We start from the raw sequence: 17,102 nt of genomic DNA, 5'->3' as shown, positions 1-17,102 counted from the left end.
GAGAAAGGGCGCCCCACCGCGGTGGGGCGCCCTTTCCGTCGGTATCAGGAGATGTAGCCGAGGTGCATCGCGCGGCTGGCGTCGGTGATGCTGCTCGACAGCGAGGGGTACGCGGCGAAGACGCGGGAGACCTGATCCACCGTGAGGCGCCGTTCGACGGCCACCGCGATCGGGTAGATGAGCTCGGAGGCCTTCGGGGCCACGATCACGCCGCCGATCACCGTGCCGGAGCCCTTGCGAGCGATGATCTTCACGAAGCCGTCCTTGATCCCCATCATCTTCGCGCGGGGGTTCGCGGCGAGCGGCAGCTTGTAGACGAGGCCGTCGGCGATGCCGTCCTCCACGTCCTTCTCCGAGTAGCCGACGGTCGCGATCTCGGGGGCGGTGAAGATGTTCGAGGTGATCTTGATCAGCTCGAGCGGGATCACGATGTCACCCAGCGCGTGGAACACCGCGGTGCGTCCCTGCATGGACGCGACCGAGGCGAGCGGGAAGAAGTTCGTGCAGTCGCCGACCGCGTAGACGTTCGGCACCGAGGTGCGGGCGACCTTGTTCACCCGCACGTGCCCCGACTCGTTGAGCTCGATGCCCGCCTCCTCGAGTCCGATGCCCGCGGTGTTCGGGATCGATCCGACCGCCATCAGGCAGTGGCTGCCCTCGACCGTGCGCCCGTCGGAGAGCGTGACCGTCACGCCCTCCTTCGTCGCCTCGACCCTGTCGGCGCGGGATTTGGAGAGCACGGTCATCCCACCGCGCTTGAAGACCTTCTCGAGAACGCTCGCCGCGTCCTTGTCCTCACCCGGGAGCACCTGCTCGCGGCTCGAGATGAGCGTGACCTTCGCGCCGAGGTTCATGTAGGCGGAGGCGAACTCCGCGCCGGTGACACCGGACCCGACCACGATCAGGTGCTCGGGCAGTGCCTTCATGTCGTACAGCTGCGTCCAGGTCAGGATGCGCTTGCCGTCGGGCTTCGCGGAATCGAGCTCGCGAGGGGCGGCGCCGACGGCCACGATGATCGTGTCGGCCTCCACCCGGTCGAAGTCCGTGCCGCCCTGACCGGTCGAGACGATGATCGCGTTCGCGCCCTCGAGCCGGCCGTGTCCGGAGAGCATGCGCACGCCCGCCTCCAGGAGAGTGGAGCGCATGTCCTCCGACTGCTGGCCGGCGAGTGCGAGGAGCCGCTTGTTCACCGCGGCGAGGTTGATCGCGATCTCGGGCTTGAGCGGCTTCCCGTGGTCGCCCTTCACGTAGAAGTTCACGCCGAGGTCGCTCGCCTCGGAGATCGCGACGGCCGCGTCGGCCGTGGCGATGAGGCTCTTGGAGGGCACGACATCCGTCAGGACGGCGGCCCCGCCGACGCCCACGCGCTCGATCAGCGTCACCTCGGCTCCGAGCTGAGCGGCCGCGAGGGCCGCCTCGTATCCGCCGGGACCGCCGCCGAGCACGGCGACGCGCTGAGTGCGCTCGAAAGGGGTGGAAGTCATGGAATCCATTCTTCCGCAATCCTGGCCCCCGAGCCTGCACCTTCCTAGAGTGGATCCATGCCCGAAACCCACAGCAACCCTCTCGACGACCCGACCGCGAACCCGTTCGAGGTCGCCACCCAGGCCGCCGCCGACATCGCGCGCCTGACCGGAGTCGAGCACCACGACATCGCCCTCACGCTCGGCAGCGGCTGGGGCAAGGCCGCCGACATCATCGGCGAGACGGTCGCCACGATCCCCGCCACCGAGGTCACCGGATTCTCGAAGCCCGCCTTGGAGGGTCACGTCGGCACACTCCGCAGCATCCGCACTCCCGGTGGGAAGAACGTCCTCGTGATCGGCGCGCGCACCCACTACTACGAGGACCACGGCGTGCGCCGGGTCGTGCACAGCGTGCGCACCGCCGCCGCCACGGGGGCGAACATCATGGTGCTCACCAACGGCGCCGGTGGCATCCGCGAGACCTGGAAGCCCGGGCAGCCGGTGCTGATCAGCGATCACATCAACCTCACGGCGGACTCGCCGCTCGAAGGCGCCACGTTCATCGACCTCACCGACCTGTACGCGAAGCGTCTGCGCGACATCGCGCGTTCGATCGACCCGAGCCTCGACGAGGGCGTGTACACGCAGTTCCGCGGCCCGCACTACGAGACGCCGGCCGAGGTGCAGATGGCGAAGGCCATCGGCGGGAACATCGTGGGCATGTCGACCGCTCTCGAGGCGATCGCGGCCCGCGAGGCCGGCATGGAGATCCTCGGCTTCTCGCTCATCACGAACCTCGCCGCCGGCATCCAGCAGACCCCGCTCAGCCACGCCGAGGTCATCGAGGCGGGCCGCGAGGCCGAGCCCGTGATCTCCGCGCTCCTCGCCAGGGTGGTCGAGGCCCTGTGAGCGAGGAGCGTGTGAGCGAGGAACTCCTCGCGACGGCCCGCGCCTGGCTGCGACAGGACCCTGATCACGAGACACGGGATGAGCTCGCCGGTCTGATCACCCGCGCCGCCGGCGGCGATGGCGAAGCCATCGCCGGCCTCGACGACCGCTTCCGCACGCGTCTCGCCTTCGGCACCGCCGGGCTCCGCGGCGAGCTCGGTGCCGGCAGCAACCGGATGAACCGTGTGCTCGTCGCGCAGGCAGCCGCCGGATTCGCCGCGTACCTGAACGAGAAGGCGAGGGGCGGGACCCCGACCGTGGTGATCGGCTACGACGGTCGCCGCAACTCCCGCGTCTTCGCCGCAGACTCGGCCGAGCTGTTCGCGGGTGCCGGCCTGCGCGCCATCCTGCTCCCCCGGCTGCTGCCGACCCCGGTGCTCGCCTTCGCGGTGCGGCACCTCGGCGCGGATGCCGGTGTCATGGTGACCGCCAGCCACAACCCGCCCAACGACAACGGCTACAAGGTGTACCTCGGCGGAGCCGATCAGGGCTCGCAGATCGTCGCGCCGGCGGATGCCGAGATCGCCGCGCACATCCAGCGCATCGCGGATGCCGGGGATGCGGTGGGTCTTCCCCGTTCGACCGCGTACGAGACCGCGGGCGAAGACATCGTCGAGGCCTACATCGCGGCCACGGCGGCCGTGGCACCCGCGCCGGCAGACGCCTCCGAGCTGCGCTGGGTCTACACCGCGATGCACGGCGTGGGCTGGGAGACGCTGTCGCGCATCCTGACCTCCGCCGGCTATCCGCAGCCCGTCGTCGTCGACGAGCAGCTCACTCCTGATGCCACCTTCCGCACGGTGTCGTTCCCCAACCCGGAGGAGCCGGGGGCGATGGATCTCTCCTTCGCCACGGCCCGACGGGCCAAGGCCGACTTCATCCTGGCGAACGATCCGGATGCCGATCGCCTCGCGCTCGCGATCCCCGACGAGTCGACGCCCGGCGGCTGGCGACGGCTCACCGGCAACGAGGTCGGGCTGCTGCTCGGGGCTCGCGCGGCGCGCGCGGCGGCAGGAACGCCCGGCGCCTCCCTCGCGTGCTCGCTGGTCTCTTCGCCGGGCCTCGCCGCGGTCGCCGCGCATCACGGCCTCGACTTCCACGAGACGCTGACGGGGTTCAAGTGGATCTCCCGCGCGCCGGGCATCGCCTTCGGCTTCGAGGAGGCCCTCGGATACCTCGTGAATCCGGAGACCGTCCGCGACAAGGACGGCATCTCCGCGGCGATCGCGATCCTCGGACTCGCCGCCGAGGCGCACGGGCGGGGCGCGACACTGGCCGACCTGCTCCGCGAGTTCGGAGAGACGTACGGGCACTTCGCGAGCGGACAGGTGTCGGTGCGCGTCGAAGACGTCTCGGTCATCGGGAACGTCATGCTGGCTCTGCGCACCCTGCCGCCGACGCAGATCGCCGGGCGCTCGATCGCCTCGGCGGAAGACCTGCTGCACGGACGTCCGGGGCAGCCCTCCGGCGACGTGCTCCGGTACCGCCTCACCGACGGCTCCCGCGTGATCGTGCGTCCGAGCGGCACCGAGCCCAAGCTCAAGGTCTACATCGACGCCCGCGCGGAGTCCGCCGAGGGTGCGCTGGCGGCCGTGGCCGATCTCGAGGCCGGCGTCCGGGCCCTGCTCGACGAGCGCTCCTGATCATGCCGTCCAGACGCGTCATCGTCAGTGCGCACAACGGCGTGCATGCGCGCCCTGTCGCCGAGCTCGTGCGACTCGCGCAGTCGCACGGGACGGCGATCACGCTCCGCACCGCCGACGGCTCGACCGTGGATCTCAGCAGCGTCCTCGCAGTGATGGATCTCGCGATCGGGCCCGGGGACGCGGTCGTGCTGGAGACCGCCGAGTCGGCGTCGTCCGATGCCGTGCTGCGACAGCTCGCCGAGGTGCTCGACCCGGGCGCGTGACGGCGGTCCTCAGCCGTCGATGACGGCGACGAGCTCGTCGAGGAAGGCCTCGAACGACGTCCCGCGACGGACGATCCGCTGAACGCTCTCGCGTTCGCTGAACACCTCGACGAGCTGCTCGAACACGGTCTGGAACGCCGCGCGATCGCTCTCGCTGAAGGCCGCGAGCGCGACGACCTGCACGCGGCCGTCGCCCCACGCCGCCGAGCCGTCGGTCACGCCGATCGCGATCGCGGTGCGCGTCGCGGTCATCTGCAGCGCGTGCGGCACGGCCAGGGCGTCGGTGAACGCGGTCGACGACATCCGCTCGCGCACGATCGTGTTCTCGACGTAGTCCTCGCCGATCAGCCCGGCATTGATCAGCAGGCCACCGAGGCGGCGGATGATCGCCTCCTCCCCCTCGTCGGGGAGCGGAAAGACGTACGCGTCCGCGTGGAAGTACCGGGCGAGCTCGCCGCGCAGCCTCGTGAGCCGACGGCCACGGCGGACGCGCGCTGCGGCCTGCTGGATGCGGTCGACGTCGGCGTCGGTGAGGAAGGGCTGGATGCGCACGAAACGGTCGCCGGGCGATCCGGGCTCGATCGTGCTGAGGACCAGATCGGTGTCGAACGACGCCCAGTCGGGGTCGACGTTGGTGACGACGCTCGTCACCTCGATCGCCGACCCCAGCGAGCGGTCGACGCTCGAGCGCAGCAACTCGTGCAGCTCGTAGTAGCCGGGGCACACGATCGTGGCGGTCAGTATCGATTCGGCCTTCCTGCTCCTCTCGAGGCGCCCGCCGACGTGCATCGCGATGTACGCGATCTCATCGTCGTGGATCGGCGTGCCCACGCGGTCGTGCAGTCCGCTTGCGATCGAGACGGCGACCTCGAAGATCATCGGATAGGTCGTCTTGAGCGAGCGGGTGAGCGGGTTGCGCGTCAGGGCGCTCTCCTCCGCTCGCCGCAGCAGGTTCTGCACGTGCAGCGCGAGACGGAGCACGAACGTCTCATCGACGAGATCGACCTGGTAGTCCTCGGCGGCCCGTGCGATCTCGGCGCGCACGGCGGCCTCGACCGCGGGGTCCACACCGCTGCGCGCGACGTCGCGGGTGGCGTCCTCGCCGGGTGCGACGATGCGCGTCAGCACGAGGGAGGCGAGGTGGCTGCTGTCGCCCTCGCCGAGCGCGACATCGAAGTTCTCCGCCGCGAGGCGCGCGATGACCGCGCCCACGCGGGGGATCTCCTCCCGGGCGCCGGCCGGCGAGGAATCGAGCGCGTGGCCGGCGGCGACCCGTTCCGCCGCGATCGCGATGTGCAGCAGCACGTCGGCGATCGCCAGCTCGTTCACGTAGTAGCCCAGCTCGCCGAGCTCGCGCACCAGCGCGGTCTTGAACGGCCCGACGGCGTGGGCGGCGACAGCACTGCCCGAGAGCGCTCGGCGGAACGTCTCCGGATGGAATGACGCGTCGTCCATCTCGTCGTGCGCCAGGCGGCTGAGCAGCCGCCGCTGAGCGGTCTCGTTGCCGCGCAGCCGCACCGTCTCACGGTCCCGCTCCAGCGCGAGGTCGGTGCCGTCGAGCAGTCCGCGCACGCGCACGAGGTCCGCTTCCAGGGTCGCCTCGCTGACGTGCAGCTCATCGGCCGTGTCGAACACGTCGATGCCGGCCGGAAGGTCGAGCAGGGTGCGCACCAGGGCGTGCAGGCGGTCGCGGGGCGCCGACTCCCCCGTCTGCCGCATACGGATCGCTCCGCGCGCCCCCGGTCCGGCGCGATACCCCGCCGGTCCCGACTCGATCACGCCGGCACCGGGGGTGCGGGCGTTCAACGCGGCGACATAGGAGCGGATGCTGCGCGGAGTGACCCCCAGCACGTCGGCGAGGCTCGCGGCCGTCGCCCAGCCCTCCTGCCGGAGCAGGGTGGAGAGGAGCTGGTCCTGACGCTGTCGCGACATGATCCCTCCGACTTCCCCACGTGCTGACTGCACTGTCCTGGCGTGACCTCCATGATGTCAGCTACCGGGGTGCCCGCGCGCGGAAGCCGCGGTTCCGCAGGGGCGGAAAGGAACCTGTTGGCGCGAGCGGCCGATCGTTCACAGACTGTTCTCAGGAAGGTGGAATCGATGAGGATCCTCGTAGTGTGCGGCGCCGGTGCGTCCAGCACGTTCGTCGCCCAGCGACTCCGGCGCGCGGCATCCAACGCCGGGCTCGACTGGGAGGCATCGGCCGGTATGGAGCATTCCGTCTCAGGCAGTGACCACGACCTGATCCTGGTCGGCCCCCATCTCGCCGACCGTCTGGACGCGATCCTCGAGCACGCGCACTCTCCGGTCGCCGTGCTGCCGGACGACGTGTTCGCCGACCGCGACGGCGCTCTCACTCTCGAGTTCGCACGATCCTTCCTCGCCGACCTCAGGAACACCCCGAAAGGAACATCATGACCGCCACACGCACCGTTCGGATCGGCTCCTCCCACGGATTGCACGCGCGTCCGGCCAAGCTCTTCGCACAGGCCGCGAAGGAATCGGGCCTCTCGATCACCATCGCGAAGGACTCGGGCAAGCCGGTCAACGCCGCGAGCATCCTCGGGGTCATCTCGCTCGCCGTCGAATACGGCGACTACGTCACGCTGACCGCAGACGGCGACGGCGCCGAAGGCGTGCTGGACACGCTCACCGAGCTGCTCACGACCGACCACGACCAGGACGCCGCCGGATGAGCGAGCTGCGCGGTGTGGGCATCGGCCTCGGCGTCGCCCAGGGGCCGGTCATCCGGATGACCGAGCCCGTGCCCGCGCCCGAAGACACGCCGAGCACGATCGGCGCCGAGGCGGAGCGCACCCGGGTGCGCGAGGCCATCGCTGTCGTCGCGCAGGAGCTGAACGCGCGCGGCGAGACCGCCGGCGGATCGGCGCAGGAGGTGCTCGAGGCTCAGGCGATGATCGCCGAGGACCCGACCCTGCAGGACGAGGTCGACACGCGGATCGACGCCGGCGCCACGGCCGAGTGGGCCGTGCACGACGCCTTCGCGGGGTTCCGTGCGACGCTGGAGGCCGTCGGCGGCTACCTCGGCGAGCGCGCGGCCGACCTCGACGACATCGCCCAGCGGGTGCTCGCCCGCCTGCGCGGCGTCGACGCACCGGGCGTCCCCGACCCTGGGCATCCGTTCGTGCTCGTGGCACGCGATCTCGCCCCGGCCGACACGGCACTGCTCGACCTCGAGCAGGTGCTGGGACTGATCACGGTCGACGGCGGCCCGACCTCGCATACGGCCATCCTCGCCCGCGAGAAGGGCATCGTCGCGATCGTCGGAGTCGCAGACGGCTTCACGCTCGAGAACGGCGAGACGGTGATCGTCGACGCCGCGGCGGGCGTCGTGACGACCGACCCGACGACCGACGAGAAGGACCGCGCCGCTCAGCGCGCGGCCGCTCGCATGTCGGCCGATGCTGCACCACTGACTCCCGGCGCCCTCGCCGACGGCACGCCGATCGCGCTGCTGGCGAACCTGGGGAAACCCGCGGACGCGGCCGATGCGGTCGAACGGGGGGCCGAGGGCGTCGGGCTCTTCCGCACCGAGTTCCTGTTCCTCTCGTCCGCGCAGGCGCCGACCGTCAGCCAGCAGCGCGAGGCGTACCGCGAGCTCCTCGCCGCCTTCCCGGGCAAGAAGGTCGTCGTGCGGGTTCTGGACGCCGGTGCCGACAAGCCCCTCGCCTTCCTCAACGACGCGCATGAGGAGAACCCCGCGCTCGGTCTGCGCGGTATCCGTGCGCTGCGTGCCAGCGAGGACATCCTGCGCGAGCAGCTCACCGCCCTCGCGGAAGCGGATGCCGAGACCGAGGCCGACCTCTGGGTGATGGCCCCGATGGTCGCGACCGTCGAGGAGACCGTCTACTTCACGGCTCTCGCCCGCGAGTACGGCCTGAAGACGGCCGGCGTCATGGTCGAGGTCCCGTCGAGCGCCCTGCTCGCGGATCGCGTGCTCGCGCACGCCGACTTCGCGTCGATCGGGACGAACGACCTGACCCAGTACACGATGGCCGCCGACCGACTGCTCGGCTCGGTGGCCGGATTCCAGGACCCGTGGCATCCGGCGGTCCTCCGCCTGGTGCGCGAGGTCGGCGCGGCGGGTGCCCGTCTGGGCAAGCCGGTGGGCATCTGCGGCGAGGCAGCCGCAGACCCGCTGCTGGCCGTCGTGCTCGTCGGGCTCGGCGCGACCAGCCTGTCGATGGCGCCGTCGGCTCTCGCCGATGTACGGCACACCATCTCCCAACGCACCCTCGACGAGGCCCGCAGCCTCGCCGAGATCGCACTGGCGGCGGACGACGCCGCCGGTGCTCGCCATGCCGTGGCCGAGGCCACGGCATCCTTCCCCTCCGATCAGAAAGAGACGACATCATGACGACGACGTCACCTGCCGCCCAGAAATCAGGCGGCCTCCGAACGGGCGTGCAGCGTTTCGGCACGTTCCTGTCCGGGATGATCATGCCCAACATCCCCGCGCTGATCGCGTGGGGCATCATCACCGCGTTCTTCATCCCGGTGGGCTGGACGCCGAACGAGCAGCTCGCGACCCTCGTCGGCCCGATCATCCATTACCTGCTGCCGATCATCATCGCTTACACCGGCGGCACGATCGTCTACAAGACCCGAGGCGGCGTTGTCGCGGCGATCGCCGTCATGGGTGCTATCGCGGGGTCGGACTACCTGATCGCACAGGTGAACGCGACCCTCCCGGCCGACAACCAGCTCGGACAGATCCACATGTTCATCGGCGCGATGATCATGGCGCCCCTCGCCGCCTATTCGATGAAGTGGCTCGACTCGCTGTGGGACGGCAAGATCAGGGCGGGCTTCGAGATGCTCGTCAACATGTTCTCGGCCGGCATCTGGGGCTTCGTCCTGGTCGTCATCGGGTTCTACCCGGTCGCCTGGCTCGTCAACGGTCTGATGAACGTGCTGTCGACGGCGGTCAACTGGCTCGTCGAGACGAACCTCCTGCCCCTGACGAGCATCCTGATCGAGCCGGCCAAGGTGTTCTTCCTGAACAACGCGATCAACCACGGTGTGCTCACCCCGCTCGGCACGCAACAGGCGGCCGAGAGCGGCAAGTCGATCCTCTTCCTCCTCGAGGCCAACCCCGGCCCCGGCCTGGGTCTGCTGCTCGCCTTCACGATCTTCGGCATCGGAGCCGCCCGTGCATCTGCTCCCGGCGCCGCTGTGATCCAGTTCGTCGGCGGTATCCACGAGGTCTACTTCCCGTTCGCCCTGATGAAGCCCGTGCTCATCCTCGCCTTGATCGCGGGTGGCATGACTGGCGTGACGACGAACATGCTCCTGGGCACGGGGCTGATCGCGCCAGCTGCGCCAGGAAGCATCATCGCCGTTCTCGGGCAGACCTTCCGAACCGACTATCTCGGAGTCATTCTCTCGGTGATCCTGTCGGCGGCGGTCACGTTCATCATCTCCATGATCATCCTGCGGGCGAGCCGCAAGAAGGACCTCGCCAAGGAGGATGCCTTCGCTGCGGCGGTCGCCCAGACCACTGCCAACAAGGGCAAGTCCTCCGACGCGTTGAGCGGTCTGGCGGCGAGTGCCGCAGCTGCCGGCGGCGTCGCGACCGACCGGAAGATCGAGAACGTGGTGTTCGCCTGCGACGCCGGCATGGGCTCGTCGGCGATGGGCGCGAGCGTCCTGCGCAACAAGTTCAAGAAGGCGGGCGTGGAGGGCGTGACGGTCACAAACCAGGCCATCGCGAACCTCGACGGCACGGCCGACCTGGTGATCACGCAGCAGCAGCTGACGGATCGCGCGAAGGACAAGTCGCCGAACTCGATCCACGTGTCCGTGGACAACTTCATGAACGCGCCGCAGTACGAGGAGGTCGTCGAAATGGTGCGCGAGCAGCGCGGCACCGACGCCTGACCCGCACCGACGTGTGACAGACCCGGTGGGGCGGGTGCCACGGCATCCGCCCCACCGCACCATCTCAGAAAGGAATCACCCATGAGCGTTCTGACCCTCGGCCAGGTCCGCATCCACTCCGGCAGCAGCACCCAGGAGGCCGCACTCCAGGAGGCCACCGACATCCTCGTCTCTGCCGGCGCCGTCACTCCCGCGTACGTCGATGCGATGCGCCAGCGTGAGGAGACCGTCTCGACCTTCATGGGCAACGGACTCGCCATCCCGCACGGCACCAACGAGACGAAGGACGCGATCCTCGGCTCCGCACTGTCGGTCGTCCGCTACGACGGCGGCGTCGACTGGGCCGGCGAGCCCGCGACCTTCGTGATCGGCATCGCCGGGCGCGGCGACGAGCACCTGGAGATCCTCTCCCAGATCGCGATCCTGTTCTCCGACGAGGACGACGTCGCGAAGCTGAACGCCGCCCAGACCCCGGACGAGCTGTTCGCCCTGCTCTCCGCCGTCAACGAGTGATGAGCGACGACCAGGCCATGAAGGCCGTCCATTTCGGGGCCGGCAACATCGGTCGCGGCTTCGTCGGACTGCTGCTGCACGAGGGCGGCTACGAGGTCGTGTTCTCCGACGTCGCCGATGCCCTCGTGGACGCGATCAACGCGGTCGACGAGTACACCGTGCATGAAGCGGGTCCGGGTGGCGTGGACCACGTCGTCAGCGGGTTCCGCGCGGTCAACAGCCGCACCGACCCGGAGGCCCTCACCCAGGAGATCGCCACGGCCGACGTCGTCACGACGGCGGTCGGTCCGACCGTGCTGCGCTTCGTCGCCCCGGCGATCGTCGCGGGTCTCGCGCAGCGCTCCCCGGAGGCCGCGCCGCTGCAGGTGATGGCCTGCGAGAACGCGATCGGGGCGACCGATCTGCTCCGTGCCGAGATCCAGACGGCGGCCGGCGCGGATGCCGAGGACCTGCTGTCGCGCGCGGTGTTCGCGAACACCACCGTCGACCGCATCGTGCCCGCGCAGCCGGCCGACGGCGGCGTGGACGTCACCGTCGAGCCCTACTTCGAGTGGGCGATCGAATCGGGGCCGTTCGGAGACTCCCTCCCCCGCATCCCCGGTGCGCACTTCGTGGGCGACCTCGCCCCGTTCATCGAGCGCAAGCTCTTCACGGTGAACACCGGGCACGCCGCGACGGCGTACTTCGGCGCGCGCGTCGGTGTCGAGCGCATCTCGGACGCTCTGGCCGACCCCGACATCGCCGCCCGCGTGTCGGCTGCTCTGGAGGAGACCTCGGCCGTCCTGGTCGCCGAGCACGGGCTGGATCCCGATGATCTCGCCGCCTACCGGGCGAAGATCCTCGACCGGTTCCGCAACCCCGCGCTGATCGACACCGTGCAGCGCGTCGGGCGTCAGCCGCTGCGGAAGATCTCGAGGAACGAGCGGTTCATCGGCCCTGCCGCGATGGCCGCCGAACGGGGTCTGTCCGCAGACGCCCTGGTCGCCGCCGTCGCCGCGGCCCTCGAATTCGACGACGCCGACGACGAGCAGTCCGTCGAGCTGCAGCGTCTGCTGCGGTCGGAGGACGCCAGGGCGCTCACCGAGCTCACCACCGGGCTCGACCCCGAGCATCCGCTCTTCGCCGCCGTACGCGACGCCGTCGAGAGCCGCCAGCAGGCCCTTCGCGACGCCTGATCCGGCGCGGAGCCGAGACGCCCCCGCCCACCCGTTACGATCGGGGGCGGGGGCGTTTTTCGAGCACAGCGACGTGCAGGACGTGCAGGGAGCAGGATGAACAGATACGCCGTCATCGGCGCCGGGCCGTCGGGACTGGCCGCGGCGCGCGCGCTGCAGAAGCGCGGCATCATGGTCGACGGGTACGAGGCCTCCCACGGGGTCGGCGGCCTCTGGGACATCGACAACCCGCGCAGCACGATGTACGAGTCGGCGCACCTGATCTCCTCCCGCACGACGACCGAGTTCACCGAGTTCCCGATGCGCTCCGGTGCGGACTATCCGGGCCACCGCGTTCTCCGGCAGTACTTCCACGACTACGCGGAGCACTTCGACCTCGCGGATCTGTTCCGCTTCGACACGAGCGTCACCCGTCTCGAGCCGCGCGACGGCGGCTGGGATCTCACCAGCGTCGGACCCGAGGGCGAGCAGACGCGGTGGTACGCGGGCGTGGTGCTCGCGAACGGGACGCTCGCCGAGCCGAACATCCCGGTCTTCCCCGGCGATTTCTCCGGTGAGCTGCTGCACACCAGCGCCTACAAGTCGCCGGCGCAGCTGGCCGGCAAGCGGGTGCTGCTGATCGGCGCGGGCAACTCGGGCTGCGACATCGCGGTGGATGCCGTGCACCATGCGGCATCCGTCGACATGAGCGTGCGACGCGGGTACTACTTCGCGCCCCGTTACCTGTTCGGCCGCCCCAGCGACACCCTCAATCAGGGCCGGCCCCTGCCCGCGCGGATCAAGCAGGCGGTGGACAGCCGTGTGCTGCGGGCGTTCACGGGCGACCCGGTGCGCTTCGGATTCCCGAAGCCCGACTACCGCATCTACGAGTCCCATCCGATCGTGAACACCATGGTCCTGAACCACCTGGGCCAGGGGGATCTGCGGATCCGGCCCGACATCGAGCTCTTCGACCGGCGCACCGTGCAGTTCCGCGACGGCAGCGCCGACGACTACGACCTCGTGCTGCTGGCCACCGGCTACAGCCTCGACTACCCGTTCGTGGACCGGGAGCACCTGCACTGGCGCGGCGCCTCTCCCCGCCTCTTCCTCAACCTCTTCCCCTCGTCATTCAACGGCCTGTATGTGATGGGCATGATCGAGGCGTCGGGCATCGGATGGCAGGGGCGGTACGAACAGGCCGAGCTGCTCGCGGCATACCTCGACGCGGTCGAGCACGATCCGGCGCGCGCCGCCCGGTTCCGTGACCGGGTCACAGGCTCGCCCTGGCCGGACCTGACCGGCGGCTACCACTACCTCGGCCTGGATCGGATGGCCTATTACGTCAACAAGGACGCCTACCGCGGCGCCGTCCGACGCGAGAAGGGCGCGCTGGAGGCGACGGCATGAACGTCGACGACGTCGTCCTCTCGTTCACCCCGGGCACGCTCACGATCCTGAACGTGGTGCTCGGACTGATCATGTTCGGCATCGCCCTCGACACCGCGCCCCGCGACTTCCGTGTCGTGGCGAGGCATCCGAAGCCCTTCATCATCGCGATCCTCGCCCAGCTGCTCCTGCTGCCGATCGCCACCTTCCTGCTGACCCTGGTGCTCCCGGTCGCACCGTCGATGGCACTCGGCATGCTGCTCGTGGCCTGCTGCCCGCCCGGCAACATCTCGCAGGTGCTCACCCATCGCGCCGGCGGCAACGTCGCGCTGTCGGTGTCGCTGACCGCGGTCGGCAACCTCGTCTACATCGTCGCGATGCCGCTCAGCATCACGTTCTGGGGGTCGCTGCATCCGACCGCACGCACACTGCTCCGCGAGGTGGCTCTGGATCCGTGGCGGATGCTGCTCGAGATCCTGCTCATCGTCGGCCTGCCCTTCGCACTCGGGCTGCTCCTGCGGGCGAAGGCACCCGGCCTCTCGGCCCGCGTGCAGCCGTTCGTGAAGTGGTTCAGCCTGATCGCGCTGCTCGGCTTCATCGTCGCAGCTCTGGTCGGCAACTGGGCGGTCTTCGTGCAGGTGCTCGGCGTGATCCTCCTGGTGGTCACGGTGCACGATGCCGTGGCCCTCGCCCTCGGTTACGGCACGGCGGTCGTCGGCGGTCTCGGTACCCGCGAGCGGAAGGCGATGACCTTCGAGGTCGGCATCCGCAATGCAGGGCTCGGGCTCGGCCTGGTGTTCCTGTTCTTCGACGGGCTGGGCGGCATGGCGATCGTCGCCGGCTGGTGGGGCATCTGGGACATCATCGCCGGTCTGATCGTCGCCGGCCTCTGGGCGCGGCACACGAAGCGACGCACCGGCTCCGCTTCGGGAGACGCGAGCGGTCGCACCGTGGCCGAGGCCGCTCCATGACGCGCGTGCTGATCACGGGCGGCGGCGGCTTCCTCGGATCCCACGTCGCCGATGCCCTGGCGGCCAGAGACGACGTCGAGCTCGTCGTGTCGGCCGACGTGCGCGCCGGCAGCGCGCGTGCGGGCATCGTCGGCGCCGTGCTCGATGTCACGGATTCGGCCGCCGTCGCTCCCCTCCTGCTCGAGCATCGCATCGACACCGTGGTGCACCTCGCCGCGATCGTCAATCCCGGTCGAGATGTCGACCTCGAGTACCGCGTCGACGTCGGAGGCGCCGCGAACGTGCTCGCGGCGTGCGTCACCGCGGGTGTGCGCCGGATCGTGGTGTCCAGTTCCGGCGCGGCCTACGGGTATCACGCCGACAACCCGGACTGGATCGATGAGGATCAGCCGCTCCGCGGCAACGACGCCTTCCCCTACTCCCGCCACAAGCGGCTGGTCGAGGAGATGCTGGCCGCGCACCGCACGACGCATCCCGAGCTCGAGCAGGTCGTGTTCCGGATCGGCACGATCCTCGGCCCGACGGTGCGCAACCAGATCACCGCGCTCTGGGAGGGCCGCCGGATCCTCCGCATCGCCGGATCCGACTCGCCCTTCGTGTTCGTCTGGGTCGATGATGTCGCCGCCGCCATGGTGCGAGCCGCGACGGACGGACCGGCGGGAATCTTCAACGTCGCCGGCGATGGACGCCTGACGGTCCCGGAGATCGCGGCGCGTCTCGGCAAGGGCCAGCTCGTGCTCCCGGCCTGGGCACTGGCCGCGGCGCTGCGGATCGGTCGGATGATGCGCCTCACCGTGCACGGGCCCGAGAAGGTCCCCTTTCTCCGCTATCGGCCGGTGCTCGCCAACCGGCGGCTGAAGGAGACGTTCGGCTACATCCCGACGCGCACCACGCGCGAGGCGTTCGAGGAGTACCTGACGACCCACCCGCACGTCGCCGCATCGGCCGCCGGAATCGCTCCCGCCGCGGAGTAGCGTTGACACCGTGCAGAAGAGCGTGCAGCGGAGACGGGGTCGTCGCGTCCTGAAGGGGATCCTCTGGGGTCTCGCGATCGTGCTGGTGCTCGGCGTCGGCGGCATCGTCGCGTGGAGCCAGATCGGCGTCATGGGTGCGGAACCCGAGCCCCTCGCCGATGTGCGGGCGAACAGCGCCGTCACCGTGGAGGACGCCGAGCAGGGGATCGTGCTCTCCCCCGCCGACGGCGAGTCCGACCGCGGCCTCGTCTTCATCCCCGGGGCGAAGGTCGACCCCTGGGCCTACGCCGCCATCCTGCAGGGGCTCGCCGAGGACGGCGTCACGGTCGTGATCACCCGCCCCTGGCTGAACCTCGCCTTCTTCGATCCCCGCGGGCTGGATTCCTTCACCTCCGCCGCTCCCGACGTCGACGTCTGGAGCGTGGGCGGGCACTCGCTCGGCGGTGTGCGAGCCTGCCAGCTCGCCGCTGACGCCGACGCCCTCGTGCTGTTCGGCTCCTACTGCGCCACCGACCTCTCGGAGACCGGCCTCCCCGTCCTGAGCATCGCGGGGAGCGAGGACGGGCTGTCCACGCCGGAGAAGGTCGATGCCGCACGCGACCAGCTCCCTGCGGACGCGGAGATGGTCGAGATCGACGGGGCCTCCCACGCCTCCTTCGGCGACTACGGCCCGCAGGCGGGCGACGGCACACCCACGATCTCGATGGATGCCATGCACGCCGACGTCACGGAGCTCGTCGGCACGTTCCTCGAGAGCGTCGCCGCCGAGTGATCAGCCGATGCGCTTGATCAGCGCGTCCAGCCCCATCCCGTAGTCGATGCGCACGACGGGGAGCGCCAGCTTGTCGGTGCCGATCCCGACGTAGCCCGGTTCGATCGTGCGCGCCATCTCGTAGCCGGCCTGCAGGACGCCCTGCTTCGCGGTGTCGTTGTAGTGGCCGAACGGGTAGGCGATGACCTCGCGCGCGCCGAGGAGGTCGCCCGACATGTTGAGGTCGGCCGCGATCTCGTCGACGCTCCAGTTGACGATGCGTCCCTGACCGTTGGCCCCGGCCTGATGCATGTCGTGCGTGTGCGAGCGACGGAGAACGTACATCGACGGCGGCGGGTCGGTGCGGTAGGCCGTGATCATGAACGAGGTCGTGAGCAGCTGGTACTTCTCCACCACCGGCGCCGCGAGATCGAACCAGCTCTGGTCGGCGTCGTCGTCGGTGATGATCACCGAGCGCACCGGCAGGTACAGCCGGCCGTCGATGAAGGCGCTCAGCTCATCCCACGTCGGCAGGTAGAAGCCGGTCGTGGCGATGTGGTTCATCTGCGCGTCGAAGTCGCCGATGTACGCGTAGTTCCCGCGCAGCCACCCCGACTCGCCATCGGGGTTCGTCGTGAACTGGTGGTACATCAGGATCGGGACCTGCGTGTTCTCGGCGACGTTCTCCTCGGGCGTCTTCCAGGCGCCGTGGAGCTCGATCTGCTGGTCGGTGCAGCTCACCGGGTCGGCACCGTTGATCCGCGCCGTGGCGGTGAACGCCGCCGCGTCGTCGACGGAGGGATACCAGCCCGCGAACACCAGGCCGTCCTGCGCAGGGATCGGCAGCCCGGCGTAGAGCCCGTTCTGCCACTGCAGCATCGGCTCGAGCGCGATTCCGTCGCCCGCGAACGACACAGCACAGGCGAGCGGATTGTCGGCATCCGCCAGGAGCTGCTCCGCCGGCGTGAGCGGTGTCGGCTTCGGTGTCGGCGACGCCGACGGAGACGGGTTCGCCTGCGGCTCCTGGCCGGCGGAGGCGCCGTTCAGCCAGACGAAGACGGCGACCGCCGCACCGCCCAGCACGAGGACGACAGCGCTCACGATGAGGGCGACCGTGCTCGCCCGA

General features: G+C 69.9%; 16 protein-coding genes. 13 read left to right on the top strand and 3 right to left on the bottom strand.

The annotated features are described in order from the left end of the window. Positions 1 to 44: 44 nt before the first annotated feature. Positions 45 to 1,493, bottom strand: coding sequence for an NAD(P)H-quinone dehydrogenase (locus tag LC452_RS19820; RefSeq protein WP_223628463.1), 1,449 nt, complete (start codon positions 1,491 to 1,493; stop codon positions 45 to 47). Between the two features lie 48 nt (positions 1,494 to 1,541). On the opposite strand from LC452_RS19820, the gene LC452_RS19815 reads away from it, so the two are divergent. The 3 genes from LC452_RS19815 to LC452_RS19805 are packed head-to-tail and all read left to right on the top strand — an operon-like array spanning position 1,542 to position 4,323. Then, positions 1,542 to 2,375, top strand: a complete 834-nt coding sequence (locus LC452_RS19815; RefSeq protein ID WP_223628461.1) for a purine-nucleoside phosphorylase — start codon at positions 1,542 to 1,544, stop codon at positions 2,373 to 2,375. Positions 2,376 to 2,386: 11 nt separating this feature from the next. Beyond that, entirely contained in the window at positions 2,387 to 4,057 is a 1,671-nt protein-coding gene (locus LC452_RS19810; protein ID WP_223628459.1) for a phospho-sugar mutase, read from the top strand. 2 nt (positions 4,058 to 4,059) lie between these two features. Next, complete coding sequence (locus tag LC452_RS19805) at positions 4,060 to 4,323, top strand: HPr family phosphocarrier protein (protein WP_223628457.1); 264 nt, start codon at positions 4,060 to 4,062, stop codon at positions 4,321 to 4,323. Between the two features lie 9 nt (positions 4,324 to 4,332). On the opposite strand, the gene LC452_RS19800 is transcribed toward LC452_RS19805, so the two are convergent. Further along, on the bottom strand, positions 4,333 to 6,255 hold the full coding sequence (locus LC452_RS19800) for a PRD domain-containing protein (protein WP_223628456.1): 1,923 nt from the start codon (positions 6,253 to 6,255) through the stop codon (positions 4,333 to 4,335). A 168-nt stretch (positions 6,256 to 6,423) separates the two neighbouring features. On the opposite strand from LC452_RS19800, the gene LC452_RS19795 reads away from it, so the two are divergent. The 10 genes from LC452_RS19795 to LC452_RS19750 all read left to right on the top strand — a co-directional run bounded on the left by LC452_RS19795 (position 6,424) and on the right by LC452_RS19750 (position 15,997). After that, positions 6,424 to 6,741, top strand: coding sequence for a PTS sugar transporter subunit IIB (locus LC452_RS19795; RefSeq protein WP_223628454.1), 318 nt, complete (start codon positions 6,424 to 6,426; stop codon positions 6,739 to 6,741). After that, complete coding sequence (locus tag LC452_RS19790; protein WP_223628452.1) at positions 6,738 to 7,019, top strand: HPr family phosphocarrier protein; 282 nt, start codon at positions 6,738 to 6,740, stop codon at positions 7,017 to 7,019. The genes LC452_RS19795 and LC452_RS19790 overlap by 4 nt, the downstream gene beginning before the upstream one ends. Beyond that, entirely contained in the window at positions 7,016 to 8,701 is a 1,686-nt protein-coding gene (ptsP, locus tag LC452_RS19785; RefSeq protein WP_223628450.1) for a phosphoenolpyruvate--protein phosphotransferase, read from the top strand. The genes LC452_RS19790 and ptsP overlap by 4 nt, the downstream gene beginning before the upstream one ends. After that, positions 8,698 to 10,224 (top strand): PTS mannitol transporter subunit IICB, encoded by a 1,527-nt coding sequence (locus LC452_RS19780; RefSeq protein ID WP_223628448.1) that lies wholly within the window; start codon positions 8,698 to 8,700, stop codon positions 10,222 to 10,224. Before ptsP ends, LC452_RS19780 begins: the two co-directional genes overlap by 4 nt. 81 nt (positions 10,225 to 10,305) lie before the next feature. Beyond that, positions 10,306 to 10,737 carry a PTS sugar transporter subunit IIA gene (locus LC452_RS19775; protein WP_223628446.1) on the top strand — a complete coding sequence of 144 codons (432 nt, stop codon included), beginning with the start codon at positions 10,306 to 10,308 and terminating at the stop codon, positions 10,735 to 10,737. 17 nt (positions 10,738 to 10,754) lie between these two features. After that, entirely contained in the window at positions 10,755 to 11,912 is a 1,158-nt protein-coding gene (locus tag LC452_RS19770) for a mannitol-1-phosphate 5-dehydrogenase (RefSeq protein WP_223628581.1), read from the top strand. 96 nt (positions 11,913 to 12,008) lie between these two features. After that, positions 12,009 to 13,301 carry an NAD(P)/FAD-dependent oxidoreductase gene (locus LC452_RS19765; protein WP_223628444.1) on the top strand — a complete coding sequence of 431 codons (1,293 nt, stop codon included), beginning with the start codon at positions 12,009 to 12,011 and terminating at the stop codon, positions 13,299 to 13,301. Then, entirely contained in the window at positions 13,298 to 14,251 is a 954-nt protein-coding gene (locus LC452_RS19760) for a bile acid:sodium symporter family protein (RefSeq protein ID WP_223628443.1), read from the top strand. Before LC452_RS19765 ends, LC452_RS19760 begins: the two co-directional genes overlap by 4 nt. Next, positions 14,248 to 15,225, top strand: a complete 978-nt coding sequence (locus LC452_RS19755) for an SDR family oxidoreductase (RefSeq protein WP_223628442.1) — start codon at positions 14,248 to 14,250, stop codon at positions 15,223 to 15,225. The genes LC452_RS19760 and LC452_RS19755 overlap by 4 nt, the downstream gene beginning before the upstream one ends. 10 nt (positions 15,226 to 15,235) lie before the next feature. Then, entirely contained in the window at positions 15,236 to 15,997 is a 762-nt protein-coding gene (locus LC452_RS19750) for an alpha/beta hydrolase (RefSeq protein WP_223628440.1), read from the top strand. Here LC452_RS19750 and LC452_RS19745 read toward each other — a convergent pair whose 3' ends face one another. Continuing rightward, positions 15,998 to 17,077: a polysaccharide deacetylase family protein gene (locus LC452_RS19745; protein ID WP_223628438.1), complete on the bottom strand. Its 1,080-nt coding sequence runs from the start codon at positions 17,075 to 17,077 to the stop codon at positions 15,998 to 16,000. It lies immediately after the preceding gene. Positions 17,078 to 17,102 lie beyond the last annotated feature (25 nt).

The sequence above is a fragment of the Microbacterium sp. EST19A genome (assembly GCF_019969685.1).
Taxonomy (GTDB): Bacteria; Actinomycetota; Actinomycetes; order Actinomycetales; family Microbacteriaceae; genus Microbacterium.
The sequence above is the reverse complement of the archived record's forward strand: the minus strand, read 5'-3'. Positions and strand labels throughout refer to the sequence as shown.

Coding starts and splice junctions, on each gene's coding strand:
- LC452_RS19820 (WP_223628463.1), bottom strand. CDS start 1,493: ATGGATTCCATGACTTCCACCCCTTTCGAGCGCACTCAGCGCGTCGCC.
- LC452_RS19815 (WP_223628461.1), top strand. CDS start 1,542: ATGCCCGAAACCCACAGCAACCCTCTCGACGACCCGACCGCGAACCCG.
- LC452_RS19805 (WP_223628457.1), top strand. CDS start 4,060: ATGCCGTCCAGACGCGTCATCGTCAGTGCGCACAACGGCGTGCATGCG.
- LC452_RS19800 (WP_223628456.1), bottom strand. CDS start 6,255: ATGTCGCGACAGCGTCAGGACCAGCTCCTCTCCACCCTGCTCCGGCAG.
- LC452_RS19795 (WP_223628454.1), top strand. CDS start 6,424: ATGAGGATCCTCGTAGTGTGCGGCGCCGGTGCGTCCAGCACGTTCGTC.
- LC452_RS19790 (WP_223628452.1), top strand. CDS start 6,738: ATGACCGCCACACGCACCGTTCGGATCGGCTCCTCCCACGGATTGCAC.
- ptsP (WP_223628450.1), top strand. CDS start 7,016: ATGAGCGAGCTGCGCGGTGTGGGCATCGGCCTCGGCGTCGCCCAGGGG.
- LC452_RS19780 (WP_223628448.1), top strand. CDS start 8,698: ATGACGACGACGTCACCTGCCGCCCAGAAATCAGGCGGCCTCCGAACG.
- LC452_RS19775 (WP_223628446.1), top strand. CDS start 10,306: ATGAGCGTTCTGACCCTCGGCCAGGTCCGCATCCACTCCGGCAGCAGC.
- LC452_RS19770 (WP_223628581.1), top strand. CDS start 10,755: ATGAAGGCCGTCCATTTCGGGGCCGGCAACATCGGTCGCGGCTTCGTC.
- LC452_RS19765 (WP_223628444.1), top strand. CDS start 12,009: ATGAACAGATACGCCGTCATCGGCGCCGGGCCGTCGGGACTGGCCGCG.
- LC452_RS19760 (WP_223628443.1), top strand. CDS start 13,298: ATGAACGTCGACGACGTCGTCCTCTCGTTCACCCCGGGCACGCTCACG.
- LC452_RS19755 (WP_223628442.1), top strand. CDS start 14,248: ATGACGCGCGTGCTGATCACGGGCGGCGGCGGCTTCCTCGGATCCCAC.